The organism is Candidatus Enterovibrio altilux, assembly GCF_002381345.1.
Classification (GTDB): Bacteria; Pseudomonadota; Gammaproteobacteria; order Enterobacterales; family Vibrionaceae; genus Enterovibrio; species Enterovibrio altilux.
The window spans coordinates 1,376,438-1,401,311 of record NZ_CP020660.1 but is presented as its reverse complement, the minus strand read 5'-3'; the positions used below and the strand labels follow the sequence as shown (position 1 = coordinate 1,401,311).

The following is a 24,874-nucleotide window of genomic DNA, read 5'->3' as shown; positions in this document are numbered from 1 at the left end:
TTAGGCGCTTAGCGAAATCAACAATACTTGGCCACTGCCTATACACATCAATAATTTTCCCCCTTACATTCTGGTATCAGTACGTAAGGGTAGCTTCAACTATGATGTTAACGTCAGGAGGTGCAATTATGAGATTACCATTTCAAGAAAGTGTTGATTCACTCAAAACAGGTAACTACTCGGCGCATCGTCAACCGGTTATGGAAAACGATAATGAGTACCAAGTTACTTGGGTGGGTATAGATGGTTCGTATAATGAAGACGAATTTTCATGCCTGGATGATGCAAAACGCGATGCGTTGAGTATTTCCGAACATGGAGGTCATTGCATAACTATCTCTCTGATGATGAGGGTAATGATTACGGTTTCTAATGGAAAAGCCACCTTTCGGCGGCTTTTCTTTTTTAGTACGCTCAGACAGCGTATAAAAGCGCACAGGCGCACCTCGGTCTTTTTTAGGGTGGTTGGATGAGTATTATGACTAATAACCATATACGGGCGTTCACGCACCTTTTTAATGAAACTGCACGTTATCACCATCGTTATGAAGTCTTTAAGGATTTTGTGATGATGGCAGGAATAGCAATTTAAAATACATTCCTGAAATTTGATGAACTTGAACAAGAATACCTTGGGATTGTTCGTCAATATGAAAAAGACAATGCGGTTCGTATGTCGTATTTACTGGCTGAAGTGGTTATGGGGTTAGAAGCATATCACTGTGATTTTCTCAGTAGTGTTTTCATGGATTTAGAGCTTGGCTCAGATCGAATGGGGCAATTTTTTATCCCGTTCGAAGTGTCTAGAATGATTTCCATGATTGTACACGGCGAGACGGTTTTGTGTCCAAATTAATGGGTCACTGTTCAACACACTTGATGAAGCAAATGTGTGACCAACCTCGAAGAAGATTCAGTTAGGTAGAGTGTAAACGTGTGATGCTCACGTTTGTGTTGTTACTTGACTGTTTGGATAATTATGGTCACGGATCTTTCACTAAATAAATTATTAATGGGTTTAAAAGGCATTTATTACCCATTAAAACCAAGTGCAAATTTAGTTATTCTAGCGTTACGGGTGGTCATAGAGATAGGTAGGCGCTAAGGACAAACAGAGCAACCAAAGACAATCTGGTGGTTGCTAGCGGTTGATGCGAATCACAGAGAGCGTATGTTAAGAAACCCTCGCATGAAACTCTGGCGAGAGGCATAAAGCAAGTACAATCCTCCTTTATTGATTTACGGTACGCGACTAAGAAGAGAGTTATAGATGCTTACATGGCTAGTAAGCGGAGACTCTAAACACGTACAGGTAGAAAGAGACTACGCACTGAATGATTCCTTTCCGACCTGACGGGCGTAACGGACATTTAAGGTAAACCATTACCTACGCATTGAGCTTTAAAAGGCCTCTGTGGGTAAGGGTTAATTTCACCTAAAATCAAGCCTTTCTCACTTCAAATGTAATCTACACCAACTTAACTTCAAGTGTTCTTGAAAAGTCATTATCAAATAAATGAATACTTATGGATCTTTTGGACTCAATCGGATATAGTCCAGTTATACTAAATCTGTTTATTTTGTAACGGAGCAATCGGTTTGATCAGTTTTATGATTGATGGTTTGTTCTGAAGTTCTTTTTTTTTTGTTTTTTGACCTACTCATTATCGAACTATTTTAGTTCTTGGTATTGCTACTCTTTTTATTCGTATTTTTGGTTTTATTAATTTTTTTGCCATAACAACGACACTTTGACTTGTGCTCATAATCAATTCGAGTGCCGTCATTTTTGTCTCAGCATCAACTTGTTCTATTTCTGTTCGTATTATATTAAGAGCTTGTTGAATGTCTTTTAGGGTCGAGTTGTTCATACATATATTTAGCAACAGAGTTTAAATCACCACCTCAAAAGCCTAAGTACTCCATAAAAGAGAATCACAGCGTATGTTTTTAGCCCAAATACCCAATTTTAACTAACAAGCCATTTTGCTTCTGATTATGCATGTATATGCAGATGGCATTTTTCGCTCAGTTTAAGAAATTGATCACCAATGCGTTTATGGTCTTCTGTTAAAATCATGCGTTTTCCATAATGCTGTAGTTTGCTCGCACATATAGCCAATGCCCACACTTGACTCTTTCTGCTTAAAACGCAATGTACGTGTACGTAACAACCAATCTTTACTAAATTCACTTTCACTGTCTACAGCACATATTTGGTTCAATAACTCAAAAACCTCTTTAACAAATACTTTTGACACTTTTTTCTCCTTCAGTTGATAAATAACTACATATACACAGCAACCACCCATTACTCTGTATTTATCTGCACATAGGGCTTTACCAAATAGCATTAAGTCTGCCAACGTATGTTGAAGCCGACAGAACTTGCTGCCCACTTTTGCTCTAACAGAGGCAAAACAACAAGCAAAGCCGCAATAGGGCTTGTAATGAATTATGAGGTGGAACGAGATGAGAGACTGAGCAATCAGTAACTCGTATGTGCTGTAGTGGTTGTGATCGGTTTCTACAGCATTGCGTTACGAACAACTCTACGCACGTAAAGGTAACAGCATAATCCTATCTGCCCACATTAAGTTGGTTGTGCGCGATCACTGACTGAAGAACTCACAAAAAGCCCCAAACAGATCATATAAAGAAAACTACGCAGTGATGCTTTCAAGCAAACGCTAGTGAGAAGAAAAACATTACAAGTCGCTTAAGCGGAGCTTGAGCGTATTGGTCATTAATAAAATTAATCTTCTACAAATAAATGTAATAAAATTGTTATTTTCTTATATTTATTTATAAGTCTTTGAAAAATAGAATGAGTTTTTTGAAATTATTTCGTTTGCTCAAATAGAACATCAGAAAACATAATGTATGTGTAAAACATTATATTTAGAGGTGATAAATGGCAAAAGCAAATACACTCAACAAAGCAAAACTCAAACGTGTGCTTAACTACAATAACGCACATAAACGTTACAGCGATCGTAATAGGGTAATGATACTGCTTACGCACTTATGTGGTATGCGTATTGGTGAAGTAGTTAACTTGAATTGAAGGTTTCTGATGTCATTGATGAAAACGATGAGATCAAAGCAGAAATACAACTGACTAAGAAACAGACTAAAGGCCAACAAGCACGTACTGTGTTTATATCCAAACGTATTCAAAAAGAACTAGATCGGTATCTTAAACACGCTATAATGCGTTTTAGTAATGGGTTTTTATTCAAAATTCAAAAGAGCCAGCGATTTCCATCAAATACAGCTACACAACTGCTACAGCGTATTTACGAAAGAAGTGATCTAAGTGGAGCTACATCACATAATGAAAGATAATCGTTTATTACTGATTTAGTTACAAAGGGAATTTCAGTGCGTGTGTTAGCCGCACTCACTGGCCATCAAAGCATTGCAACGACACAACGCTATATTGATGTGAATAATAAGATGCTTAAAATGCTGTCGAACTCGTTTAAATCGGCTCAATCGTACCATCGTCATTTCGTTTGTAGTCAGCTAATGCGTTAGTCAGCCTTATCTCATCATTTAAGTCGTAATAAGTACCTTCAATCTGCATAACGTTTGTTCCACACATATCAGCAATCTGCTTAAAGTTCAATCCACTCATAATACGTTGCGTAATCATAAAGTGTCGCAGACTATACGGCACTAAATCACGTGCTTCTCTTTCTTCAATTTTTGCTAACTCAATAATTCTATGAAAGTGATACAAAACTATACATTTGCTTAAAGTTTCTTCACCATCAATGCTAAAGATAAGTGCATTGCTATTTTCATGTTGGGTTAATTCTTTCAAGCGTTCAAAGTGCTCTCCGCCTCTGCAATAAAAACTCTGTTATTACGTACTTTGCTTGTTTCAGCTCGAACTCGTATCTTTGCCAATACACGTTGTTTGCCATTAGTTTGTCTGCGTTCAATATCAACATCACTCCAACACAACTGTCTTTGTTCACTAACACATAAACTACTGCTTGTCGCTATCAGTATATAGTGGCGAACGATTTCACGTGTTAAGCGTTCGTCTTCATCAATTTTTTTGTGTGATTTAGCACAGTATGTACGTAACGCTTTATAAATGCCTTTATATTCTACGTTGGTAAACGTTGCTCGTCTTATAGCTTCCTTGTTTTTGTCAACTTTGGAGAGTTTCTTAAAATCCAAAGCTTCAACGTGAGTTTCATTATTGCGGAATAGAAACTTCATGCAACTGCTGATAGCGCTTTGTTCGTTTTGAATGGTGATTTATTTGACGTTGTTTTTTGACTTTTTCATTCGTTCGTAAAAGTAATCTTCACACTCAATACGTTCTAACTCCTTTATCTTTGTATCTTTACCAATAAAGTCTAAAAAATTCTGTAAATGCGTTTTGATTGTTTTGTATCGGCCTTTAACAATTAAACCACTCTCAACGTTCTTTTTTCTATATTCTAAATAATGATTAACACCTTCTTTTATGGTTAAAGAAAAGTAAGTTTTACCCATTTTACGATTAGCAAAAATCTCTAAGTAAGCTTCTTTCCCTTTTTCAATAGCTATAGTTTTACTGCGAATGCGGAGGCTTTTTCGTGCGTATTTTCGTTCCTTGTTCAGCCACATGCTAAAGTGCCAATACGCACCTCTTTTTGTAAATGGAGGTTTCATCAAAAATGGGGATTTCGTCTTCATTGCAGTGCAGCCTTTTTAGAGCCAACCTTCCGCCTTACGTTACTATGGTTTTCAGTAGCCACAGTTTTGTGTGACTTTTTGTGTAACGTTATGAAAAAACTTCAGCAAAAACAATGGCAGATATTTTATAAAAAAGTTTTATGAAAATTAGTTTGACTTCGAAATCAAAGAGTTACAATTGACCCTTTATTCCCACTCAATAGTTGCAGGTGGCTTGCCAGAAATATCATATACTACTCTGCTAATACCGTCGACTTCATTAATGATACGGTTTGAAACGTTGCCAAGAAAGTCATACGGCAACTGAGCCCAATTCGCTGTCATGAAATCAATTGTTTCTACAGCTCGCAAAGAAATAATCCAACCATATTTACGACCATCACCCATGACGCCAACAGAGCGTATAGGCAAGAATACAGTGAATGCCTGAGACACTTTATTGTAAAGACCAGCTTTATGTAACTCTTCAATGAAGATAGCATCTGTACGACGTAATAAATCACAATATTCTTTTTTTATTTCACCAAGAACACGCACACCTAGACCAGGACCAGGGAACGGGTGACGGTAAAGCATATTATGAGGCATACCCAACTCCAGACCAATTTTACGCACTTCGTCTTTGAACAACTCTTTTAGAGGCTCAACCAAACCCATTTTCATATCGTCAGGCAATCCACCAACATTATGGTGAGATTTGATGACGTGTGTATTACCCGTTTTAGATGCAGCAGATTCTATTATATCCGGATAAATAGTGCCTTGAGCTAACCATTTTGCATTTTTTAACTTATTCGACTCTTCATCGAACACATCAATAAACACGTGACCTATTTTATTACGCTTCACTTCTGGGTCCGAAATACCTTTTAATGCAGAAAGGAAACGTTTTTCTGCTTTCACATGAACGATATTTAGTCTAAAATATTTACTAAATATCTTCATCACTTGCTCACTTTCGTTCAGACGGAGCAATCCATTATCAACAAATACGCACGTTAATTTGTCACCGATTGCTCGGTGGATAAGCATTGCAGCAACTGATGAATCCACGCCACCAGATAAACCCAAGAGCACTTCGTCATCACCCACTTGCTTTTTGATTGTATTAATTGCGTTTTCAATGATAAATGCTGATGTCCATAATTTTTTACAACCACATATCTCGATTACAAACCTTTTTAGCATACGTAAGCCTTGGCGTGTATGTGTTACCTCTGGGTGAAATTGAACGCCATAAAAATGTTTTTTTTCGTTAGCTATAGCTGCAAAAGGACAAGAATCAGTCATTGCAACCATCACGAAGTCGGATGGAATTGCAACCACTTTATCACCATGACTCATCCAAACATCTAACATACCAAGGCCGTCTGCATTAAAAGAGTCTTCGATACCTTTGAACAAGCTACTTGATTGCTTAATGGTTACTTTTGCATAACCGAACTCACGTTCAGTAGAGCCAATAACTTTACCACCCAATTGTTCAGACATGGTTTGCATGCCGTAGCACACGCCCAGCACAGGAACACCTGCATTGAATACATAGTCTGGTGCACGAGGTGAGTCTACTGACGTCACACTTTCTGGTCCACCAGAAAGAATGATACCGCTTGGGTTAAAATTACGTATATTTTGTTTTGCAACATCCCAGTTCCATAGTTCGCAGTAAACCCCAATTTCACGAATGCGACGAGCAATAAGTTGAGCATACTGTGAACCAAAGTTGAGGATTAAAATACGTTGGGCATGAATATTGTGGGTCATTGCAAGTTATCTCAAAAGTCATCAATATAAAGGACATTCTCTCCCTTCAAGCAATATTACAGTTATTACTAACCGGTACGGTAGTTAGGAGCTTCTTTGGTGATTATGACATCATGTGCATGCGATTCAGTCATGCCGGCACCAGTAATACGAACAAACTCTGCTTTAGTACGCAATGCTTCAATTGTTGCAGAACCAGTTAAACCCATGCATGAACGCAAACCACCCATTTGTTGATGGATAATTTCTTTTAAACGCCCTTTATAGGCCACGCGGCCTTCAATGCCTTCTGGAACCAGTTTATCTGCTGCGTTATCCTTTTGAAAGTAACGATCAGACGAACCTTTTGACATCGCACCCAATGAACCCATGCCACGGTAAGATTTATAAGAGCGACCTTGGTAAAGTTCAACTTCACCCGGGGACTCTTCTGTCCCTGCAAGCATTGAACCGACCATAACACATGATGCACCGGCAACAATTGCTTTACACAAGTCACCAGAAAAACGAATACCACCATCAGCAATAACAGGAATACCATGCTGATTGGCAACTTCAACTGCATCAGAAATTGCGGTGATTTGAGGAACACCCACACCAGTAACGATGCGAGTTGTGCAAATAGAACCAGGACCAATACCTACTTTAACAGCATCCACCCCCGCTGCAATTAATGACAATGCGCCAGTTGCAGTTGCAACATTACCACCAATAATTTGAAGTTCTGGAAATTTAACACGAGTTTCGCGAATACGCTGCAGTACACCTTCAGAATGACCGTGTGAAGAGTCGAGCAACAACACATCAACACCTGCTTTTACCAATGCAGCAATACGCTTTTCATTGCCTGCACCACCACCAACAGCAGCCCCGACACGCAAGCGACCTTGTTCATCTTTACATGCATGTGGTTTGCGCTCAGCTTTTTGGAAGTCTTTTGCGGTAATCATGCCGCTCAAGTGATGATTATCATCAATAACTAACACTTTCTCAACTCGATATTGTTGCATCAATCCTTGAACTGCTTCACGACTTGTACCTTCTTTCACTGTTGTAAGACGATTTGTTGGTGTCATAACTTCTGACACTTTCAATTCCCAATTAGTGACAAAACGAACATCACGGCCAGTGATAATACCTACTAGTTCGTTATTTTCAGTCACAACAGGATAACCAGCAAAACCATGACGCTTAGTCAGTGCTTTTACATCATGAATAGTTTGGTCAGGCTTTACGATCACAGGGTTTGAAACCACACCGGCTTCAAAAATTTTAACCAGCCGCACTTGTTCTGCTTGTTGTTCGATAGTCATGTTTTTATGAATAAAGCCAATACCGCCCTCTTGTGCCAGTGCAATCGCTAAACGAACTTCAGTAACCGTATCCATTGCTGCAGAAATCAGCGGGATATTAAGGGAGATTTTTTTTGTTAGCTTTGTACGCAAATCTGCAGTATTTGGGAATACGGTAGAATGTGCTGGAACCAACAGTACGTCATCAAAAGTTAGAGCTTCTTTAATTATTCGTAACATTACAATATCTCACACCAAAATAATATAAGAGGATTTAAAATATTGTCACAGTATTATACTGACCGCGTAAATGTTTGGCTACAGATTTTTACGAAATCATTTGGCATTCAATTTATGCCTCAGTACCATGGTCTCATCTAACTTATAATAAAGAAGTAAGCCAAGATGAATGCTGCAATCAATAATATCTACACAGTCTCTCAACTTAATGCCAGGGTGCGATCTCTGCTTGAGAATGCAATAGGCAGAGTGTCACTGATTGGCGAGATTTCAAACATTACCATGCCAGCTTCAGGTCATTGGTATTTCACACTTAAAGATAGCAGAGCTCAAATTAAATGTGCAATGTTTCGCGAAAATAACCATCGAGTGACATTTAAATTAACCAACGGTAATCAAATTTTAGTACGGGCTTTCCTATCTCTTTACGAGCCAAGGGGTGATTATCAAATTATTGTCGAAAGCATACAACCGGAAGGTGATGGTTTACTCCAACAACAATTCGAAGAGCTCAAAAAGAATTTAGTTCAAAAGGGCTTCTTCGCTACAAGTTCTAAGCAGCCATTACCGAAGCAACCACGACGCGTAGGCATCGTTACCTCAAGAACCGGCGCAGCTCTTCATGATATTCTTCATATTCTCAAACGACGAGATCCAAACCTGCCAGTGGTGATCTATCCTACGAAGGTTCAGGGTAAAGATGCAGCCATTCAAATTGCACAAGCGATAGGAAGAGCTAACAGTCGCGAAGAATGTGATGTCTTAATTGTGGGGCGTGGTGGCGGGTCTTTAGAGGATCTTTGGTGTTTTAATGAAGAAATAGTCGTTCAAACCATCTCAGCAAGTACAATTCCGATTGTCAGTGCGATTGGACATGAAGTAGACGTCACTCTTGCAGATTTTGCTGCCGATGTACGAGCACCTACTCCATCTGCGGCCGCTGAGTTGGTTAGCCAAGATGCATCGCTACGGACGCAGTTATTATTACAATGCACTGATAAATTAGTAAACAGTATAACCTTCCAGATTTCTAAGATCAGAGAATGCCTTACAAAGCTTCAACATAAATTAGCAATGCAACACCCTCAGGCAAGGTTACAACAACAAGCACAGCAATTTGATGAGCTTGAACGTTGTCTTTACCAATCCATGCGCCAGAGATTACACATGAAAAACCAGTGTTTAGATAAAGCTGTACAATACTTAGAGCATTATTCGTCTATAAATCAAATTCCACAGTTTGCTATTCGGCTTCAATATATAGAACACAACTTAATTGACATGATAAAACAACTAATATATCGGCAACGTCATGCATTAGCATTGCAAATAGAAAAACTTAATGCAGTCAGTCCACTCGCAACACTTGCACGTGGTTACTCGATCACAAGGAATACAGAGGGCAAAGTTATCAAGCTAGAGAATAATGTATCTAAGGGCGATGTAATCACAACGATACTCTATGACGGTAAAATCAAATCAATGATCCTTTAATAAAATTAATTTTTAACACTACGCAAGATCACTCAGATATTGCCTTCTTTTTCAAAAACAACTCTTACCCTTATCATGACTTTACTTCGTCACACTAGTTTCGCAAATAACTGGTCGAACTACATACTTGCAATCACCTTAACGTTGAGCCATGCACAGTTTAGTAATTTTTGCGCACGTAGTACTCATTGCAGTTATAACAAGCGTATGCACCATGAACGTAACCCAACTCTTTCTCACTTTTATCGTGCCATTATGAAAAAAATTTATCATTATTTATGTCTTATATTCATTGGTCTATATTTTAAAGTATCTTTCAAAAGCATATTTAGCATATAAACCCCGAAAGCATAAGTTACATATCCTGTTGATGAACTTATAGAGGTGTAAAAATCTAATTAATACGTTTCATATTGACTTATTTAGAATATAATAAAAATTATTTTTATAACCTTTATTCCTAAATTAAAAACTAAATTATCAATCTGCGCTCTAAACAGCTAGGTTCACTTAAATATTTAAGTCTATAAATAAGCTTCACTACCAAGCAACCAACTGGAAGCAGTATAATCAAGCTTCGATTAATCAGGACTCAATAACATTATGAATTAATGAAAGAAGCCATTTAACTATGGGATCAAACGTAATAAAAGCAATCGTGGGGGACTCGTTTATTTAGCGACTTCATCATTACAACAGCTTTCATGGTCAAAGCGTATTTTCAATGTCATTGAGAGGTTTGCACAGACTCATTAATTTTGTTTTCAAACTTGCTCGATTACCGTTGCCAGGCCCTCACTATTCATACATTAGCAAGTAAGTTAAAAAAGTTAACGCCGCATTCAAGGCGAAGATTAGAGGCACCATCTAGTACTTAGCCATTAATTCTACGGGGGTCAAATTCCACGGTGACAACGAATGGAAAGTAAAAAATATGATAATTATGGAAAATGGCTGGTATGGGGCAAATGACATGTAGTCGTAGATATAAATACTCATGAAATCATTACTACTAAATTTCGTGCATCAAAGATGACTGACGGCAAAGTGCTACTTAACTTGCTTAAATAGACTCGCCTAAGCATTCATGAAATATCATGCGATGAAGCTTAAAACACCAGACGATGTTACGAAACCATGCGTATTAAACAAGTCGTTCCATTCATTCCACCAAGAAAAAGAGCCACTTTTAAGAACAAGATCATTCGTATAATTTAGCGATCAGTTACCAAAAGTTATACTATTCAAATGAATCTTGAAAAATGAGGTATGGTTACCATAAATGTTGCCTATCAGAAACGGTAAGATTTCTAGTATAAAAACGCCTCAGAGGAACATTGAGCATAAGAGATTACAATGCCTAGAATGACTAAACCTACGGCATGATAAAAACGTTACATAAGCTGACTGGGCTAGTTATACCTAAAACGAAAGCGACTGTCTAATAGTGAATTATATTGAGATTTACTATCTAACTTGAATTAGGAAACAAGACCTGTTATTAAATAAAACTATTCACCTTCCTTCTCCACAGGTGGAAGTAGCAGTAAGTGTTCATTAGTGACACCCCATTTGAGTGCCAGCGCCGAAGCAACATAAATAGAAGAGTAAGTACCAACAATAATACCAATTAAAAGTGCTGAAGCGAAACCGTGGATCATTGCACCGCCTTGAAGGAACAAGGCAATAATCACAAATAAAGTTGTACCTGAGGTTATCAACGTACGGCTCAATGTTTGTGACACAGAGACATTAATGATTTCACTGGCATCACCTTTACGTGTTTTTCGAAAATTTTCACGGATCCGGTCAAAAACAACGATAGTATCATTGAGGGAATACCCTACGACCGTCAACAATGCAGCGACAATCGTCAGATCCACTTCTATTTGAAAGAACGAAAAAATACCCAGTGTAATAATCATATCATGTGTTAATGCCAGTACCGCACCTGTAGCAAGACGCCACTCAAAACGCATCGAAACATACAGCAAAATACACGACAATGAAGCCAGGATTGCGAGTCCTCCAGCTTCTGTCAGTTCATCACCCACGTTTGGACCAACAAACTCAATGCGACGCACTTCGACCGGCTGACCTGTACCTGACTTGATCGCATCAAGGATTTGATTGTTCAGTACTTCACCTTGTATATTATCATGAGAACGTAAACGCACCATGACATCACGTGCAGTACCAAATGATTGTACTACAGCATCACCAAAGCCATTGGCTTCAAGCGACTCACGAATCAATGGCAAGTTAGCTGGTTGTTCGAAATCTATCTCAATTAACTTCCCGCCAGTAAAATCTAGGCCCCAATTCAACCACTTAATAGACAAGCTCGCAAAAGACACACTAATCATCAGCAATGAAAAAATAAATGCTTTTTTTGAATAATGCATAAAGTCAATCGATAAGTCGGGTTTTAAAATTTGAAACATTTTATACCTCCTAAATCGATAACTTATTAATGCTTTTACCACCATACACTAAGTTGACCAGTGCACGAGTACCAATAATCGTCGTAAACATTGATGTCAATATACCTATAGACAACGTCACCGCAAAGCCTTTCACAGCACCAGTACCTACCGAGAACAAAATGATTGCTGTGATTAGCGTGGTGATGCTGGCATCAACGATAGTGCGACATGAATTTGCATAACCTTGATGAATTGCTTGCTGACAATTTTGCCCTTCCGCAAGCTCTTCACGAATACGCTCAAATATCAGAACATTGGCATCTACAGCCATACCGACGGTAAGCACGATACCTGCTATCCCCGGAAGTGTCATCGTAGCACCAGAAATCATTGACATAATACCGATGATAAGTACGATATTCGTGATCAAAGCACAGTTAGCAAAAAAACCAAATTTACGATAGTAGATGAGCATAAAAATCATCACCGCAAAAAGACCACATAAACAAGCTTTAATACCCATATCAATGTTCTGCTGACCCATAGATGGACCGATGATACGTTCTTCTACAATCGAAATTGGTGCGATCAGTGTGCCAGCACGAAGTAACAACGCAAGGTTCTGTGCTTCTTCTTGTGAATTAATTCCTGTGATGCGGAAATTACGACCCAGCGCCGTTTGAATCGCCGCCTCGTTTATCACTTCTTCATGCTTAGAAAGCATTACTTTGCCATTTTCGTTACGTTTACCGCTGTCTTTATATTCAGAGAAAATTGTCGCAATCAGTTTTCCGACATTATTCTTACTAAATGCCGCCATCTTGCTACCACCTTCACTATCTAACGATATGTTAACTTGAGGACGGTTATATTCATCAAAGCTAGAACTTGCATCAGTGATGCTTGAACCACTCAAGATGATACGCTTTTTTACAACAACATGATGGCCATCTCTGGCTTTTTTGATTTCGCTATCAGGCGGCACATGGCCAATTGCCGCTGCGGCAAGATCTGCACTGCCATCCACTTCATGGAATTCAAGCGTCGCCGTTGCACCAAGGATTTTTTTTGCACGCGCTGCATCTTGAATACCTGGAAGTTCTACAACAATACGACTCTCACCCTGGCGCTGCACCAATGGCTCAGAAACACCGAGTTCGTTGACACGATTGCGCAAAATAATAATATTTTGGTTGACTGCGTAGTCACGAATCTCCTGAAGACGAACTTCAGTAAACGATCCTAAGATCGTAAAACGGCTGCTATCGGTGATAAACACAATATTGGGGTAGAGTTTTCCTAATTCATGCTCTGCCGCATCCATGTCTATTTCATTGCGAAACAACATTTCAACGTTATTATCACTGCTAACTCGAATACCACGATGATGTAGTTTCGCATCACGCAATTCAGTATTAAACGTCTCTTTCTGTTGAATTAGCAATTTTTTTATCACAGCAGCCATGTCAACTTCCATCAAAAAGTGAACACCGCCACGTAAGTCAAGCCCAAGCCTCATAGGATGAGCCCCAATCATGTTGAGCCACGTTGGTATTGTAGGCGCAAGCTTAAGCGCGAGAATTAAACTATCATCCAATGATGCACTGAGCGCATCGCGTCCAGCAATTTGATTATCCGTATCTGAAAAACGTACTAAAATGGTGTCGTTCTCTAACGTAATAGCATTAAAAGAAAGCTTATTTTTTTTGAAGATAGTTTTTACGGTATCCAAAATTGAGATATCAACCGAAGCTCCATGCATTCCGGTGATCTGAACCGCTGGATTTTCACCGTAAAGATTGGGAAGTGCATAGAGCGCGCCGACACAAATCACCAACACAACCATAATGGACTTCCACCAAGGATAATGATTTAGCAATGCTATGATCCTTTATCATAATGGGTTTATAGCGACTTGATCGTACCTTTAGGAAGAACAGCAGTTACAAAATTCTTTTTGATGACTACTTCATTATCGTTATTCAATGCAATAACAATGAAGTCCATATCTTCAGAAATTTTAGTGATTCGGCCTACAAGACCACCACCCGTCAGAACTTCATCACCTTTACTCATAGAAGACATTAAGCTTTTGTGATCTTTCGCACGCTTTGCCTGTGGCCGATAAATCATGAAGTAAAAAATTACTGCAAACAGGCCAAGCATAATAAATATCTGCATACCACCACCCTGTGGCGCACCTTCTGCTGCATAAGCTTGTGAAATAAACATTCAGTCATATCCTCATATCAATTTAAACATTTTTTAATGTAAATAAGAGCTTCTTCATAGCTTCCCACTACGAAGTGGTCAGATTTTAGTCTTCTTTCAGTAGTGGCACCTCACAACCACGACGTGCATAAAACTTTTCAACGAAGGTTCCTAATTTACCTTCACCAATGGCATTCCTCAAACTCTTCATTAAACGCTGATAATAACGCAGGTTATGGATAGTGTTAAGACGCACGCCCAGAATTTCATTACAGCGATCAAGATGATGCAGATATGCTTTACTGTAGTTTAGGCACGTATAACAATCACACTGAGGATCCAGTGCAGTTGTGTCATTTTTGTACATTGCATTACGAATCTTAAACACGCCACCAGTCACAAACAAGTAGCCATTGCGTGCGTTCCGGGTAGGCATTACGCAATCAAACATATCAACACCACGACGAACGCTTTCAACAAGATTTTCTGGTGTACCCACGCCCATCAAGTAACGTGGCTTATCTTCAGGCAATCTTGAACAGGTATGCTCTAAAATACGGTACATATCTGCTTTTGGTTCACCAACCGCCAAACCACCCACAGCATACCCATCAAAGCCAACCTTTGTAAGACCCATAATAGAAGCATCACGCAGGCTTTCATACACAGAACCTTGAGCGATACCGAACAAAGCATGCTTATTACCCATTTGGTCAAAATGGTTACGGCTACGTTGTGCCCAACGCAAACTCATTTCCATCGATTTTTTTGCTTCATCATGCGATGCAGGATACGGCGTGCATTCGTCAAAAATCATAACAATGTCGGAGCCTAAATCATACTGAATTTCCATCGATTTTTCAGCATCCATAAACACACAGTCACCGTTCACAGGGCTACGAAAATGTACACCTTTTTCTGTAATTTTGCATATTTTACCCAAGCTAAATACTTGAAAACCACCTGAATCAGTAAGGATAGGACCTTGCCAATGCATGAAATCATGCAAGTCACCATGCGCACGTATTACTTCCTGTCCAGGACGCAACCAAAGGTGGAACGTATTACCTAGTAAAATTTCAGCGCCAGTTTCAGCCACTTCTTCAGGCGTCATACCTTTTACGGTACCATAAGTACCCACAGGCATAAATGCTGGGGTTTCCACTGTGCCACGTCCAAATATAAGACGACCACGTCTAGCCTGGCCCTCTTTATTGATTAATTCGTACTTCATGATACCTTTGAGAAGCCAGGGAAACAATCTGGCACTATTATGTCAATTAAATTATTTCTCTGCACAGATACTTAATCAGCTTAAAGATGCAGATTCTAGTACAGAAAACTTATTATTTATTCGAAAGATCAAAGAACCTATAATATCTACCAAATTTACAGTGCAAAAATTATGGAATATCCTTTTCAAAATAATGTTTATATCAAAAGTAAATATTATTTCTTAACTGTTTATGCTCTATCCACCATAGTGGCTCTATCTAGTTGAAATATGAACTATAAAATGGAAATTAGTTATGCTCAATATTGATACTGCATGCTGTATTTCCAACAAAGTCACTTCGATCACATTCCACTCCATCTAGAACAAGATGAAGGTGATGAGTTAATGGATAAGTCCCTCTTAGTTTACGGCTTGGTTGCCTAAATCAGGTGACTAAATTATCTATCTAAGCTTTAATCAGCTATACTCACTTAAATACTCAGGTTTATGAACAATCTTCGCTACAACACAACTAACTGGAAACAGTATAATGCAGTTTGAATCAATCGTAATTCACTAACATTCTATTTTTTACTCACTCCCCTGCCATTGTCATGCCCTTACTATTCATGCATTAGCAAGAGAGCCAAAATAATTAACGTCACGTTCCAAACGAAAAGTAAACGAAGTATCCCGCACTGAGCCATGGATCCTACGGGACTCAAAGTCGACAGTTAAGAAGAATGGAAGGTTAAAAAGCATGGCACTGATGAAAAACGGCGAGTCTAGCGCAAATTACATTTAACAATAGATATAAATTTGTGTGAAGTCATTGCTGCTGAGTGAGATGCATCCAATGTGATTGACAGTAAAGTGCTGCCTAATTTGTTCAATCAACTTGCTGAAAAATTAACAAAATATCAGCCTACATTATTTTCGAAACTAAATAATATTATAGAACCGTTCATATTAAACGAGCAGTTCCATTCATCCCACCAAGAAAAGGAGCAAGTTTTTGAAGCTGAGGTCATCCGCGTAATTTAGCGGTCCGTTACCAAAAATTATACAGTTCAAATAAGCATTGAAAAACAAAGTATAGTTATCATAAAAGCCCCCTATCAGAGACGGCTATGCTTCGAGTCAAAAAACTACTAGGAGGCACATTGGGCTTAAGAGATAACAATGCTTAAATTAGATAAACTTACGGCATAATAAAAACATTGAATAAGCTGACAAGATCAGGTATGCCTAAAATGAAAACGATTATTTAATCGTTTTTTATATTGAAATTTGTATCTGAACTCGAACTAAAAACTAAAAACTAAATCCATGAATAGCGCACAATTAACAAAAGATAACATATATCTTAATCTTCTCTGCTTTTTGGATAAGCACTTCAATATTTGGGTCTGTTAAGTGCAAGCCTGAATCAATTAATAACTGTATGTATGTGTCTAACTTTACTGACGATTGTTTTGTAATATTTACCAGTTTTTTGGGAACACAAAAACTCTCAAAATACTATGTACTGGCTTCTAAAAGAAGCTTATTTATTTTAGATATAAATTACATAATAAGAGGTTGTTTTCCTCTTTTTAAGCTATATGATATGCTTCAAAAAAACATCACGGCATTAAGATATGGGTGACACTACAGAAAATTTTGAGGGGTATTTCCCAGCAGAAATAATTAATGATGCGTTTGGTAATAGACCATCGACTACAACGCTAATGGATTGCATTTTCTTGCCAGGAAGAATTCCAAGAGATTTTGTAGCAAGGATCAGTGGTAATAAAACTGAACTTGAGCAACAACTACTAGCACAAAAACCTCTGCTTTCTACAAGCTTGTCAAAGCCATACTGGAAGAAAGGAATAAATAAACGTGAATTCGATGCCGTTAGAATCGACGTATACAGTACTGTCTGTTTGGCTGATGATAGGCATCTACTGGAAGGGATCGTTAGTATAGGTGGAATGTATGTAGATCTTTCTGGTCTAACACTTCGTCAAGCCATTGAACTCGCCCAAATTAATGTCGAACTCAATAGATTATCACACCAATACCACAATCTTCTCGATACAAAAATGTTTAGTGGAGTATACGACTATTTCCTTTATGATTTCATAACACTGTTTGAGTTCTTAAACCTGAAAAATCAAAAGACCAACAAAAACACAGTAATAACAAGACTTCAAAGGCTTTCACAAATGCTACTGGTTTTGAATTACGAAAAGGATGGGGCAACTTTACCTCACTACCACATACGAATGAAACTGGTGGACAGCAATTACATTCCTTTACTTGTCTTGGATGGAATTAAAAATAAAAACTCTATTAAGACTGATACAATCACCCATTTGATAGTCGGGGTCCATAAAACCTTCACTGCATCTTTGCGACAGGAAGGAGCTATCAGCCGAAAACGATTTTTAAAAGTTTATCCGCAGCTGATAGGCAAACATGCTGTCACCGATTTCTGTAAGTATATTGATGCTCATAAGCGTGAATATATACATGGTCAGTATCTAAGCCAACTTATTAAAGCTTACTATACCAACAAGGTACGAGTGTCCAAACAACACCTAAGTCGCCACATTAATAACACAATGGCAGAAGTTATTTTAAAAAAAGATGTGCTATTACGAGATTTCCGATTACTACTCCAAGAGCAAGTACGTGACAATGGCAAACAAGATATTTTGTTGTTGTACTTGGGTGATGAAAAAAAAAAGAGATAATAATATGACAATAACGATTCACGATGAGAATATTATTGCTTTAAGCGAAAAGGATATTAACGAAAATTTAGCTAGTTTCAATAAAGAACAAATTTTAAAAGGTTTGTTTCGAGGTAGTATTGGTTTTTTAATCGCACCACCTGATTCTGGCAAAAGTTATTTATCTTTATCAATAGCTTATGAGATGGCTTTGCCAAAATATCCATTAATTGGTATAGGGTATAGTGAAAACAAAGTACTTAGAACTTTGATCTGGCCAATTGAAGATTCATTGTCAGGCATACTTCCACGTATAAAAGCACATTTAGCTGAATTTTCCACCAATATTAAAGAGCGATTAAGAACTAACATTGGAATATATCGACATTTTAATCCTATTTGTAGTTCAGGCTCGTCTAAAAACACTAAAGAATGGGAAGAAGCATCTAAGGCTCTGGAAAAATTAATTGCCACGAGCAAAGAGTACGATTTGGTAGTTATAGACACATTGCGTGATGCCATTGGTTCAGCTGATATAGTAGATGATGACTACTACATAAGAATTACTTTGGAAAAGCTTGCCAATGAAGCTGATGTTGCTGTTCTTGTTGTTCACCATCCGACAAAAAATGTGAGCAGAGGGAAGGAAATAATAAATAGCGTCTCTGGTTCTGGTTTGTCTTCCACACTTTCCAAGTCAAAACTACATCTGTATTTAGATCTGTTAATAGATAAGAAAGATAATACGGTGCAAGAAACCCGCTTGCGTCATATCAAAGCTAACTATGTACCTTTTGCTCAACAGTGGAGAAAACCAATAAGGCTGCACTGGAGTAATAATGCACTATTGCATGTTAATCAAGAAGTTGTTAGTCAACTTAAAAATGAGCAACTAAGTGGTGAAAAAAAGGTAGAAGTAGTTCATTTAGTTAAAAAACGCTTATCACGTCTTTTAGAAGAGCCGGGATTAATACACAGAGATGACTCTCTTTTGTCTGAAAAATCAAAACGTTTAGCTAAACAAACCACTCATGGTCCATTCGGTGAAGGTATGGCATTAGAGCTCTCAGAGGCTTTGTTTTCAAATTCAAATTTAAATAGCAAATCCCAACATGATTAACTATTCTCTGTCAGCTTCTTTAACGCTTTTATTATTGCGTAAGCATTGTTAATTGAGCATTGTGAACCCTGAGACTTGATGTCACTCCGAGTAGTTCTTTAGCTCGAAACATTGTTGTCTTTAATAGGGAAGGTTTATGGTAACTATACTTCATTTTCTTAAGCTGGTTTGAACCGTATAACTTTTGGTAACTGATCACTAAATTACGTAGATAATTTCATTTTTAACAGTTACTTCTTTTTTTGGTTGAATAAGTGCAACCGCTCGTTTAATATGGCTAATTTCATAACATTATCTAGTGTTCGTACATAAATGTCATTGCCTGATATTTCATTGATTTTTCGGCGGGTCTGTTTAAGCAGGTTCAATATCACCTCACAGTCAGTCATACATTAAATAAACTTAATTCTGCAGCAATAATTTCATGCGTATTTATATTTACCTCTAAATATTACTTGTGCTAGACTAGTGATCTTCTATTAGTGTCACCTTCCCCCAGCACTTAGCCATGAATGCTAAGAGCACTAAAAACGTACGATAAAAGTGACATTAATTATTTTGGCTCGCTTGCTAACGCATGAATAGTGAGAGTATGATTAATGGTAATGGGACGAATTTGCAAACAGAATGAATCAATCCTGATACACCTCTCAGTAACATTGAAAATAATTACTTAATTATGAAAGTCGTCGTAATGGTTAATTCGCTATATGAGAGAGGATTCCTCCCATGATTAGCTTACTTAGTGCAGTTCCATAATTGAATGACTTTTTCATCAATCCATAATGTTAATGGACCAGCTGTCTAAAGCTATCGGTTAATGATTCAGTTTCCTAGTTTAAGAAATGCAGTCTGTCCAAATCAGCATGGAAAAATAAGGCATGATTACCATAATCGTTCTCTATTATAAGCAACGATATTCCGAGTTAAACAACTGCTCGAAAGGACATGGAATTTAAGGGGTTCCAACGCTAGATTAGCAAAACCTACACAATGCTAAAAGCATTTAATAGGTTACAAGGACTTAGTATGCCTCAAATAGAAACAATCATCTAATAGATAACCGTATCAGAACTGTCTATCTACACTAAAATAAATGCATTGCATTTCTCTATATGTCAATCAATAGATACTTTAATGAGTATTAAAGGGTTATAGAGATGTTTAGCTGTTAAAAGTAGATAGTATTAATAAATAAAAAGTCAGTCTTTCGACTGCCTTTTTATTTTATAGGTTCAACGGGCTTATTCAACAGTTTTCGCGGGACGATCAACTAACTCAACGTAAGCCATAGGAGCTTTATCACCAGTACGTACACCACACTTTAAAATGCGAGTGTAACCACCTGCACGACAAGCAAAGCGTGGACCTAATTTGTTAAATAGTTTGGCTACTACTTCGTCATTACGAGTACGAGCAAATGCAAGACGACGATTAGCAACACTGTCCTTCTTTGCTAGAGTAATCAATGGTTCAATTACTCGACGCAGATCTTTTGCTTTAGGCAGAGTTGTTTTAATAACTTCATGAGTTACCAGAGAACTAGCCATATTACTAAACATCGCTTTACGATGACTGCTGTTACGATTGAGTTGACGACCACTCTTACGATGGCGCATGGTCTAATCCTTCTAACTAAATAATCAAAGTCTGATTAATCTTCAGCGATTGATGCTGGAGGCCAGTTCTCTAGGCGCATACCTAGAGACAGACCACGTGAAGCCAATACGTCTTTAATTTCAGTTAAAGACTTCTTACCAAGGTTAGGCGTTTTAAGAAGCTCAACCTCCGTACGTTGCACCAAATCACCGATATAGTGAATCGCTTCTGCTTTTAAGCAGTTAGCAGAACGTACAGTCAGTTCAAGATCGTCTACAGGGCGCAGTAAAATAGGATCAAACTCCGGCTTTTCTTCTTTCTCTTCAGGAACTCGCACATCACGAAGATCTACAAACGCATCTAATTGTTCCGCAAGAATTGTTGCTGCACGACGAATCGCTTCCTCTGGATCAAGCGTACCATTAGTTTCCACATCGATAATCAACTTATCTAGATCCGTACGTTGTTCAACACGTGCTGCTTCAACATTGTAAGCAATACGGTCCACTGGACTAAACATTGCATCAACAAGTAAACGGCCAATTGGCCGATCGTCTTCTTCAGTGTGAATACGTGATGATGCTGGTGCGTAGCCACGACCTCGTTCTATCTTTATACGCATGCTGATTTCAGCATTTGAATCTGTTAAATGACAGATTACGTGTTCTAAATTCGTAATCTCAACCCCATTATCATGGATAATGTCACCTGCAACAACAGGGCCTACACCAGACTTCGTAAGAGTAAGGATAACTTCATCTTTACCCTCTACCTTAACAGCTAGGCCTTTAAGGTTAAGCAGGATTTCCAGTATATCTTCCTGTACACCTTCTTTAGTACTGTACTCGTGCAACACACCATCAATCTCTACTTCAGTCACAGCGCAACCAGGCATAGACGATAGCAGAATACGACGTAGAGCATTCCCTAGAGTGTGACCAAAACCACGCTCTAACGGCTCAAGAGTTACTTTTGCGTGCGTCAAACTTACTTGTTCAATGTCAACTAGACGCGGCTTAAGAAATTCTGTTACAGAACCATGCATTGTGTCCTCTCTTTAGTTTAGCCTTACTTAGAGTAAAGCTCGACGATCAGGTGTTCGTTGATATCAGCATACAAATCAGAACGCTCTGGTAAACGTTTAAAAGTACCTTCCATTTTGCTGCTATCTACTACGATCCAAGTTAGCAACTCACGCTGAGCAGCAATTTCAAGAGCGGCTTTAATGCGTGCTTGATTCTTAGCCTTCTCACGAATGCTAACAATGTCATTGGCCGTTACCTGAAAAGAAGGAACATTAACAACAGTGCCGTTTACCAAGATCGCCTTATGGCTCACCAACTGACGTGCTTCTGCACGAGTTGCGCCAAAACCCATGCGATAAACTACGTTGTCTAAGCGACCTTCTAAAAGTTGCAGCAGGTTTTCACCTGTATTACCTTTAAAGCGAGCAGCTTCTTTGTAGTAGTTACGAAATTGCTTTTCCAGTACGCCATAAATACGACGAACTTTTTGCTTCTCACGAAGCTGAATGCCATAATCAGATAGACGACGACGGCGAGCACCATGCACGCCTGGGACGTTATCAATTTTACACTTAGTCTCAATCGCGCGTATGCCAGACTTTAAGAACAAGTCAATACCTTCACGACGACTAAGCTTCAGCCTAGGACCCAAATATCTTGCCATGATTTTTCTCCATAGTTCTAAGAAATAGCCTTATACACGACGTTTCTTAGGTGGACGACAACCATTATGAGGGATCGGAGTTGCATCAACAATGTTAGTAATGCGAAATCCAGCCGCGTTCAGAGCTCGAATCGTAGATTCACGGCCTGGACCTGGGCCCTTAACCATAACTTCAAGGTTCTTGAGGCCATAATCTTTAGCCATCTCACCACAATTTTCCGCAGCAACCTGTGCAGCAAACGGAGTTGATTTGCGAGAACCACGAAATCCAGAACCACCGGCAGTTGCCCATGCAAGAACATTACCTTGACGATCGGTAATAGTTACGATCGTGTTATTAAAAGATGCATGGATATGCGCTACGCCATCCGCAACTTGCTTACGTCCGCGTTTACGTGCGCGATTTAGTTGTTTAGCCATTTTCACCTACCCCGATTATTTCTTGATCGGTTTTAGCGGACCCTTACGGGTACGAGCATTAGTCTTCGTGCGCTGACCACGTAGTGGTAAACTATGACGGTGACGTAAACCACGATAACAACCAAGGTCCATAAGACGCTTGATATTCATTGAAACTTCACGGCGTAGATCGCCTTCTACAATGTACTTGGCAATGCCATCACGCAGTAGATCGAGCTTATCTTCAGATAACTCACTGATCTTAACACTTTCAGCTATACCCGTCTCAGTTAAAATAGTTTGAGAGCGAGTTCTACCGATACCATAGATCGCAGTTAGTGCGATTACAGCATGCTTATGATCAGGAATGTTAATGCCTGCAATACGGGCCACTATTCACTCCATAGTACTTTTTCAAGAAGAACTGCTGCAAAGCCCGTTTAGGATACGCAGCAGCATAACCACTTCTTTTATAAATATAAAAAGAAGACTGCTTAATGTAGCTAGCCAGTCTAAGTTTTGCAAGAAAAATATTTTCTATTAACCTTGCCGTTGTTTATGTTTTAGCTCACTGCAAATCACACGAACAACACCGTGACGCTTGATCACTTTACAGTTACGACAAATTTTTTTAACGGAAGCACGAACTTTCATTATTAAACTCCGTAGATGTTAATTTATTAACGGCCATAGCCTTTCAGATTGGCTTTTTTCAACACGGACTCATATTGTTGAGACATCATATGTGTCTGAACTTGAGCCATAAAATCCATGATTACTACAACTACAATTAATAGGGAAGTTCCGCCGAAATAAAAGCGCACATTCCAAGTAATCATCATGAATTCGGGAATCAAACAGATAAAAGTTATATACAATGCACCTGCAAGGGTAAGTCGAGTCATGACTTTATCAATGTACTTTGCCGTCTGTTCTCCCGGACGAATACCAGGCACAAATGCACCAGACTTCTTCAAATTATCTGCAGTTTCTCGCGGATTGAAAACCAATGCAGTGTAAAAAAAACAGAAGAAGATAATCGCTGCTGCATAAAGAATTACATACAGAGGTTGACCAGGACTAAGTGCCAGTGACACGTCAGTTAGCCAATTAAACTGTTCACTCTGACCAAACCATTGGGCCAAAGTACCTGGAAATAGAATAATACTTGATGCAAAAATTGCTGGAATTACACCTGCCATATTAATTTTCAATGGTAAATGAGTACTCTGCGCGGTAAAGACTCGACGACCTTGTTGACGCTTCGCATAGTTCACGACAATACGACGTTGTCCACGCTCCATGAACACAACAAATGCAATAACAACAAATGCAATGAATGCAATCAGCAGAAGGAGAAGGACGTGCAATTCACCTTGACGTGCTTGTTCCACTGTCTGTCCAATAGCTGATGGTAATCCTGCAACAATGCCGGAAAAAATAATCAGGGAAATACCATTGCCTATGCCACGCTCTGTGATTTGTTCACCTAACCACATTAAAAACATGGTACCAGTAACCAAACTAATAACAGCAGTAAAATAAAATTCAAAGCCAGGGTTTTCAACCAAACCAAAAATCATATTCGGCAAGCCTGTAGCAATACCAAGTGCTTGAAAAATTGCAAGAATAAGCGTGCCATAGCGAGTGTACTGGCTAATCTTTCGACGACCAGAGTCTCCTTCTTTTTTTAACTCAGCCAAGGCTGGGTGTACTACAGTTAAGAGTTGGATAACAATTGATGCCGAAATATACGGCATAATACCCAACGCTAGAATAGAAGCACGTTCAAGTGCACCACCAGAAAACATGTTAAACATTTCAATGATGGTACCTTTTTGTTGTTCAAACAGATCGGCAAGTACAGCAGCATCAATACCAAGAATTGGTACAAAAGAACCAGCACGGAACACCAATAATGCACCTACCACAAAGAGTAGACGACTTTTAAGTTCTGCAAGCCCACCTTTTGCACTACTAAATTTCTGTCCTGATTGTTTTGCCAT

General features: G+C 38.7%; 27 protein-coding genes and 2 pseudogenes. 10 read left to right on the top strand and 19 right to left on the bottom strand.

The features are described 5' to 3' along the window. Nucleotides 1-128: 128 nt before the first annotated feature. Together BTN50_RS05995 and BTN50_RS09760 are read left to right on the top strand one after the other, a co-directional pair. Nucleotides 129-473, top strand: coding sequence for a hypothetical protein (locus tag BTN50_RS05995; RefSeq protein ID WP_096619396.1), 345 nt, complete (start codon nt 129-131; stop codon nt 471-473). 200 nt (nt 474-673) lie between these two features. Beyond that, the gene (locus BTN50_RS09760) at nt 674-856 is read left to right on the top strand and encodes a hypothetical protein (RefSeq protein WP_150137101.1); all 183 of its coding nucleotides are present in this window, start codon (nt 674-676) and stop codon (nt 854-856) included. A gap of 808 nt (nt 857-1,664) precedes the next feature. Here the strand turns inward: BTN50_RS09760 and BTN50_RS05990 are convergent. Together BTN50_RS05990 and BTN50_RS12335 are read right to left on the bottom strand one after the other, a co-directional pair. Continuing rightward, the gene (locus BTN50_RS05990; protein ID WP_096619395.1) at nt 1,665-1,871 is read right to left on the bottom strand and encodes a hypothetical protein; all 207 of its coding nucleotides are present in this window, start codon (nt 1,869-1,871) and stop codon (nt 1,665-1,667) included. A 125-nt stretch (nt 1,872-1,996) separates the two neighbouring features. Then, nucleotides 1,997-2,194 carry a DUF6626 family protein gene (locus BTN50_RS12335; protein ID WP_394336781.1) on the bottom strand — a complete coding sequence of 66 codons (198 nt, stop codon included), beginning with the start codon at nt 2,192-2,194 and terminating at the stop codon, nt 1,997-1,999. Between the two features lie 720 nt (nt 2,195-2,914). On the opposite strand from BTN50_RS12335, the gene BTN50_RS10485 reads away from it, so the two are divergent. The 3 genes from BTN50_RS10485 to BTN50_RS12330 are packed head-to-tail and all read left to right on the top strand — an operon-like array spanning nt 2,915 to nt 3,540. Then, a complete protein-coding gene (locus tag BTN50_RS10485) occupies nt 2,915-3,067 on the top strand; it encodes a site-specific integrase (protein ID WP_201260732.1) in 153 nt (50 codons plus the stop codon). Continuing rightward, nucleotides 3,064-3,348 (top strand): site-specific integrase, encoded by a 285-nt coding sequence (locus BTN50_RS10480; protein ID WP_201260731.1) that lies wholly within the window; start codon nt 3,064-3,066, stop codon nt 3,346-3,348. Before BTN50_RS10485 ends, BTN50_RS10480 begins: the two co-directional genes overlap by 4 nt. Before the next feature lie 6 nt (nt 3,349-3,354). Beyond that, nucleotides 3,355-3,540 (top strand): tyrosine-type recombinase/integrase, encoded by a 186-nt coding sequence (locus BTN50_RS12330; RefSeq protein ID WP_223823227.1) that lies wholly within the window; start codon nt 3,355-3,357, stop codon nt 3,538-3,540. Here the strand turns inward: BTN50_RS12330 and BTN50_RS10470 are convergent. The 5 genes from BTN50_RS10470 to guaB all read right to left on the bottom strand — a co-directional run bounded on the left by BTN50_RS10470 (nt 3,485) and on the right by guaB (nt 7,994). Further along, nucleotides 3,485-3,829, bottom strand: a complete 345-nt coding sequence (locus BTN50_RS10470) for a site-specific integrase (RefSeq protein ID WP_201260744.1) — start codon at nt 3,827-3,829, stop codon at nt 3,485-3,487. The two genes, BTN50_RS12330 and BTN50_RS10470, sit on opposite strands and share 56 nt — an antisense overlap. Then, complete coding sequence (locus BTN50_RS10465) at nt 3,826-4,236, bottom strand: hypothetical protein (RefSeq protein WP_201260729.1); 411 nt, start codon at nt 4,234-4,236, stop codon at nt 3,826-3,828. Before BTN50_RS10465 ends, BTN50_RS10470 begins: the two co-directional genes overlap by 4 nt. Before the next feature lie 39 nt (nt 4,237-4,275). Further along, nucleotides 4,276-4,698 carry a hypothetical protein gene (locus BTN50_RS10460; RefSeq protein WP_201260728.1) on the bottom strand — a complete coding sequence of 141 codons (423 nt, stop codon included), beginning with the start codon at nt 4,696-4,698 and terminating at the stop codon, nt 4,276-4,278. A gap of 186 nt (nt 4,699-4,884) precedes the next feature. Continuing rightward, nucleotides 4,885-6,462 (bottom strand): glutamine-hydrolyzing GMP synthase, encoded by a 1,578-nt coding sequence (guaA, locus tag BTN50_RS05970; RefSeq protein WP_096619394.1) that lies wholly within the window; start codon nt 6,460-6,462, stop codon nt 4,885-4,887. Between the two features lie 68 nt (nt 6,463-6,530). Next, nucleotides 6,531-7,994, bottom strand: a complete 1,464-nt coding sequence (gene guaB / locus BTN50_RS05965) for an IMP dehydrogenase (RefSeq protein WP_096619393.1) — start codon at nt 7,992-7,994, stop codon at nt 6,531-6,533. Nucleotides 7,995-8,159: 165 nt separating this feature from the next. On the opposite strand from guaB, the gene xseA reads away from it, so the two are divergent. Both xseA and BTN50_RS05955 read left to right on the top strand, forming a co-directional pair. Then, nucleotides 8,160-9,488 (top strand): exodeoxyribonuclease VII large subunit, encoded by a 1,329-nt coding sequence (xseA, locus tag BTN50_RS05960; RefSeq protein WP_096619392.1) that lies wholly within the window; start codon nt 8,160-8,162, stop codon nt 9,486-9,488. A gap of 526 nt (nt 9,489-10,014) precedes the next feature. Then, nucleotides 10,015-10,933 (top strand): annotated as a pseudogene (locus BTN50_RS05955) (IS5 family transposase). Between the two features lie 66 nt (nt 10,934-10,999). Here BTN50_RS05955 and secF read toward each other — a convergent pair. From secF to tgt, 4 genes are all read right to left on the bottom strand, one after another. Next, the gene (gene secF / locus BTN50_RS05950; protein ID WP_096619391.1) at nt 11,000-11,932 is read right to left on the bottom strand and encodes a protein translocase subunit SecF; all 933 of its coding nucleotides are present in this window, start codon (nt 11,930-11,932) and stop codon (nt 11,000-11,002) included. 10 nt (nt 11,933-11,942) lie between these two features. Beyond that, complete coding sequence (secD, locus tag BTN50_RS05945) at nt 11,943-13,793, bottom strand: protein translocase subunit SecD (RefSeq protein ID WP_096619390.1); 1,851 nt, start codon at nt 13,791-13,793, stop codon at nt 11,943-11,945. Nucleotides 13,794-13,819: 26 nt separating this feature from the next. Further along, nucleotides 13,820-14,146 carry a preprotein translocase subunit YajC gene (yajC, locus tag BTN50_RS05940; protein ID WP_096619389.1) on the bottom strand — a complete coding sequence of 109 codons (327 nt, stop codon included), beginning with the start codon at nt 14,144-14,146 and terminating at the stop codon, nt 13,820-13,822. Between the two features lie 85 nt (nt 14,147-14,231). Beyond that, on the bottom strand, nt 14,232-15,359 hold the full coding sequence (tgt, locus tag BTN50_RS05935; protein ID WP_096619388.1) for a tRNA guanosine(34) transglycosylase Tgt: 1,128 nt from the start codon (nt 15,357-15,359) through the stop codon (nt 14,232-14,234). Between the two features lie 543 nt (nt 15,360-15,902). Between tgt and BTN50_RS05925 the strand changes: the two are divergent. The 3 genes and pseudogenes from BTN50_RS05925 to BTN50_RS05915 all read left to right on the top strand — a co-directional run bounded on the left by BTN50_RS05925 (nt 15,903) and on the right by BTN50_RS05915 (nt 19,181). Next, nucleotides 15,903-16,612: pseudogene (locus tag BTN50_RS05925) on the top strand (IS5 family transposase). Between the two features lie 474 nt (nt 16,613-17,086). Continuing rightward, nucleotides 17,087-18,082, top strand: a complete 996-nt coding sequence (locus BTN50_RS05920; RefSeq protein ID WP_235610969.1) for a hypothetical protein — start codon at nt 17,087-17,089, stop codon at nt 18,080-18,082. Continuing rightward, entirely contained in the window at nt 18,027-19,181 is a 1,155-nt protein-coding gene (locus BTN50_RS05915) for an AAA family ATPase (protein ID WP_235610968.1), read from the top strand. The genes BTN50_RS05920 and BTN50_RS05915 overlap by 56 nt, the downstream gene beginning before the upstream one ends. Nucleotides 19,182-19,411: 230 nt before the next feature. On the opposite strand, the gene BTN50_RS10145 is transcribed toward BTN50_RS05915, so the two are convergent. The 8 genes from BTN50_RS10145 to secY form a co-directional block, all read right to left on the bottom strand. Continuing rightward, nucleotides 19,412-19,570, bottom strand: coding sequence for a hypothetical protein (locus BTN50_RS10145; RefSeq protein ID WP_235610967.1), 159 nt, complete (start codon nt 19,568-19,570; stop codon nt 19,412-19,414). A gap of 855 nt (nt 19,571-20,425) precedes the next feature. After that, a complete protein-coding gene (gene rplQ, locus BTN50_RS05910; protein WP_096619385.1) occupies nt 20,426-20,800 on the bottom strand; it encodes a 50S ribosomal protein L17 in 375 nt (124 codons plus the stop codon). A 35-nt stretch (nt 20,801-20,835) separates the two neighbouring features. Next, the gene (locus BTN50_RS05905; protein ID WP_096619384.1) at nt 20,836-21,825 is read right to left on the bottom strand and encodes a DNA-directed RNA polymerase subunit alpha; all 990 of its coding nucleotides are present in this window, start codon (nt 21,823-21,825) and stop codon (nt 20,836-20,838) included. Nucleotides 21,826-21,848: 23 nt separating this feature from the next. Continuing rightward, entirely contained in the window at nt 21,849-22,469 is a 621-nt protein-coding gene (gene rpsD, locus BTN50_RS05900) for a 30S ribosomal protein S4 (protein ID WP_096619383.1), read from the bottom strand. A gap of 30 nt (nt 22,470-22,499) precedes the next feature. Further along, nucleotides 22,500-22,889 (bottom strand): 30S ribosomal protein S11, encoded by a 390-nt coding sequence (gene rpsK, locus BTN50_RS05895; protein ID WP_096619382.1) that lies wholly within the window; start codon nt 22,887-22,889, stop codon nt 22,500-22,502. A gap of 15 nt (nt 22,890-22,904) precedes the next feature. Beyond that, nucleotides 22,905-23,261 (bottom strand): 30S ribosomal protein S13, encoded by a 357-nt coding sequence (rpsM, locus tag BTN50_RS05890; protein WP_096619381.1) that lies wholly within the window; start codon nt 23,259-23,261, stop codon nt 22,905-22,907. Between the two features lie 147 nt (nt 23,262-23,408). Continuing rightward, entirely contained in the window at nt 23,409-23,522 is a 114-nt protein-coding gene (gene rpmJ / locus BTN50_RS05885; protein ID WP_096619380.1) for a 50S ribosomal protein L36, read from the bottom strand. A 26-nt stretch (nt 23,523-23,548) separates the two neighbouring features. Continuing rightward, nucleotides 23,549-24,874, bottom strand: coding sequence for a preprotein translocase subunit SecY (secY, locus tag BTN50_RS05880; RefSeq protein WP_096619379.1), 1,326 nt, complete (start codon nt 24,872-24,874; stop codon nt 23,549-23,551).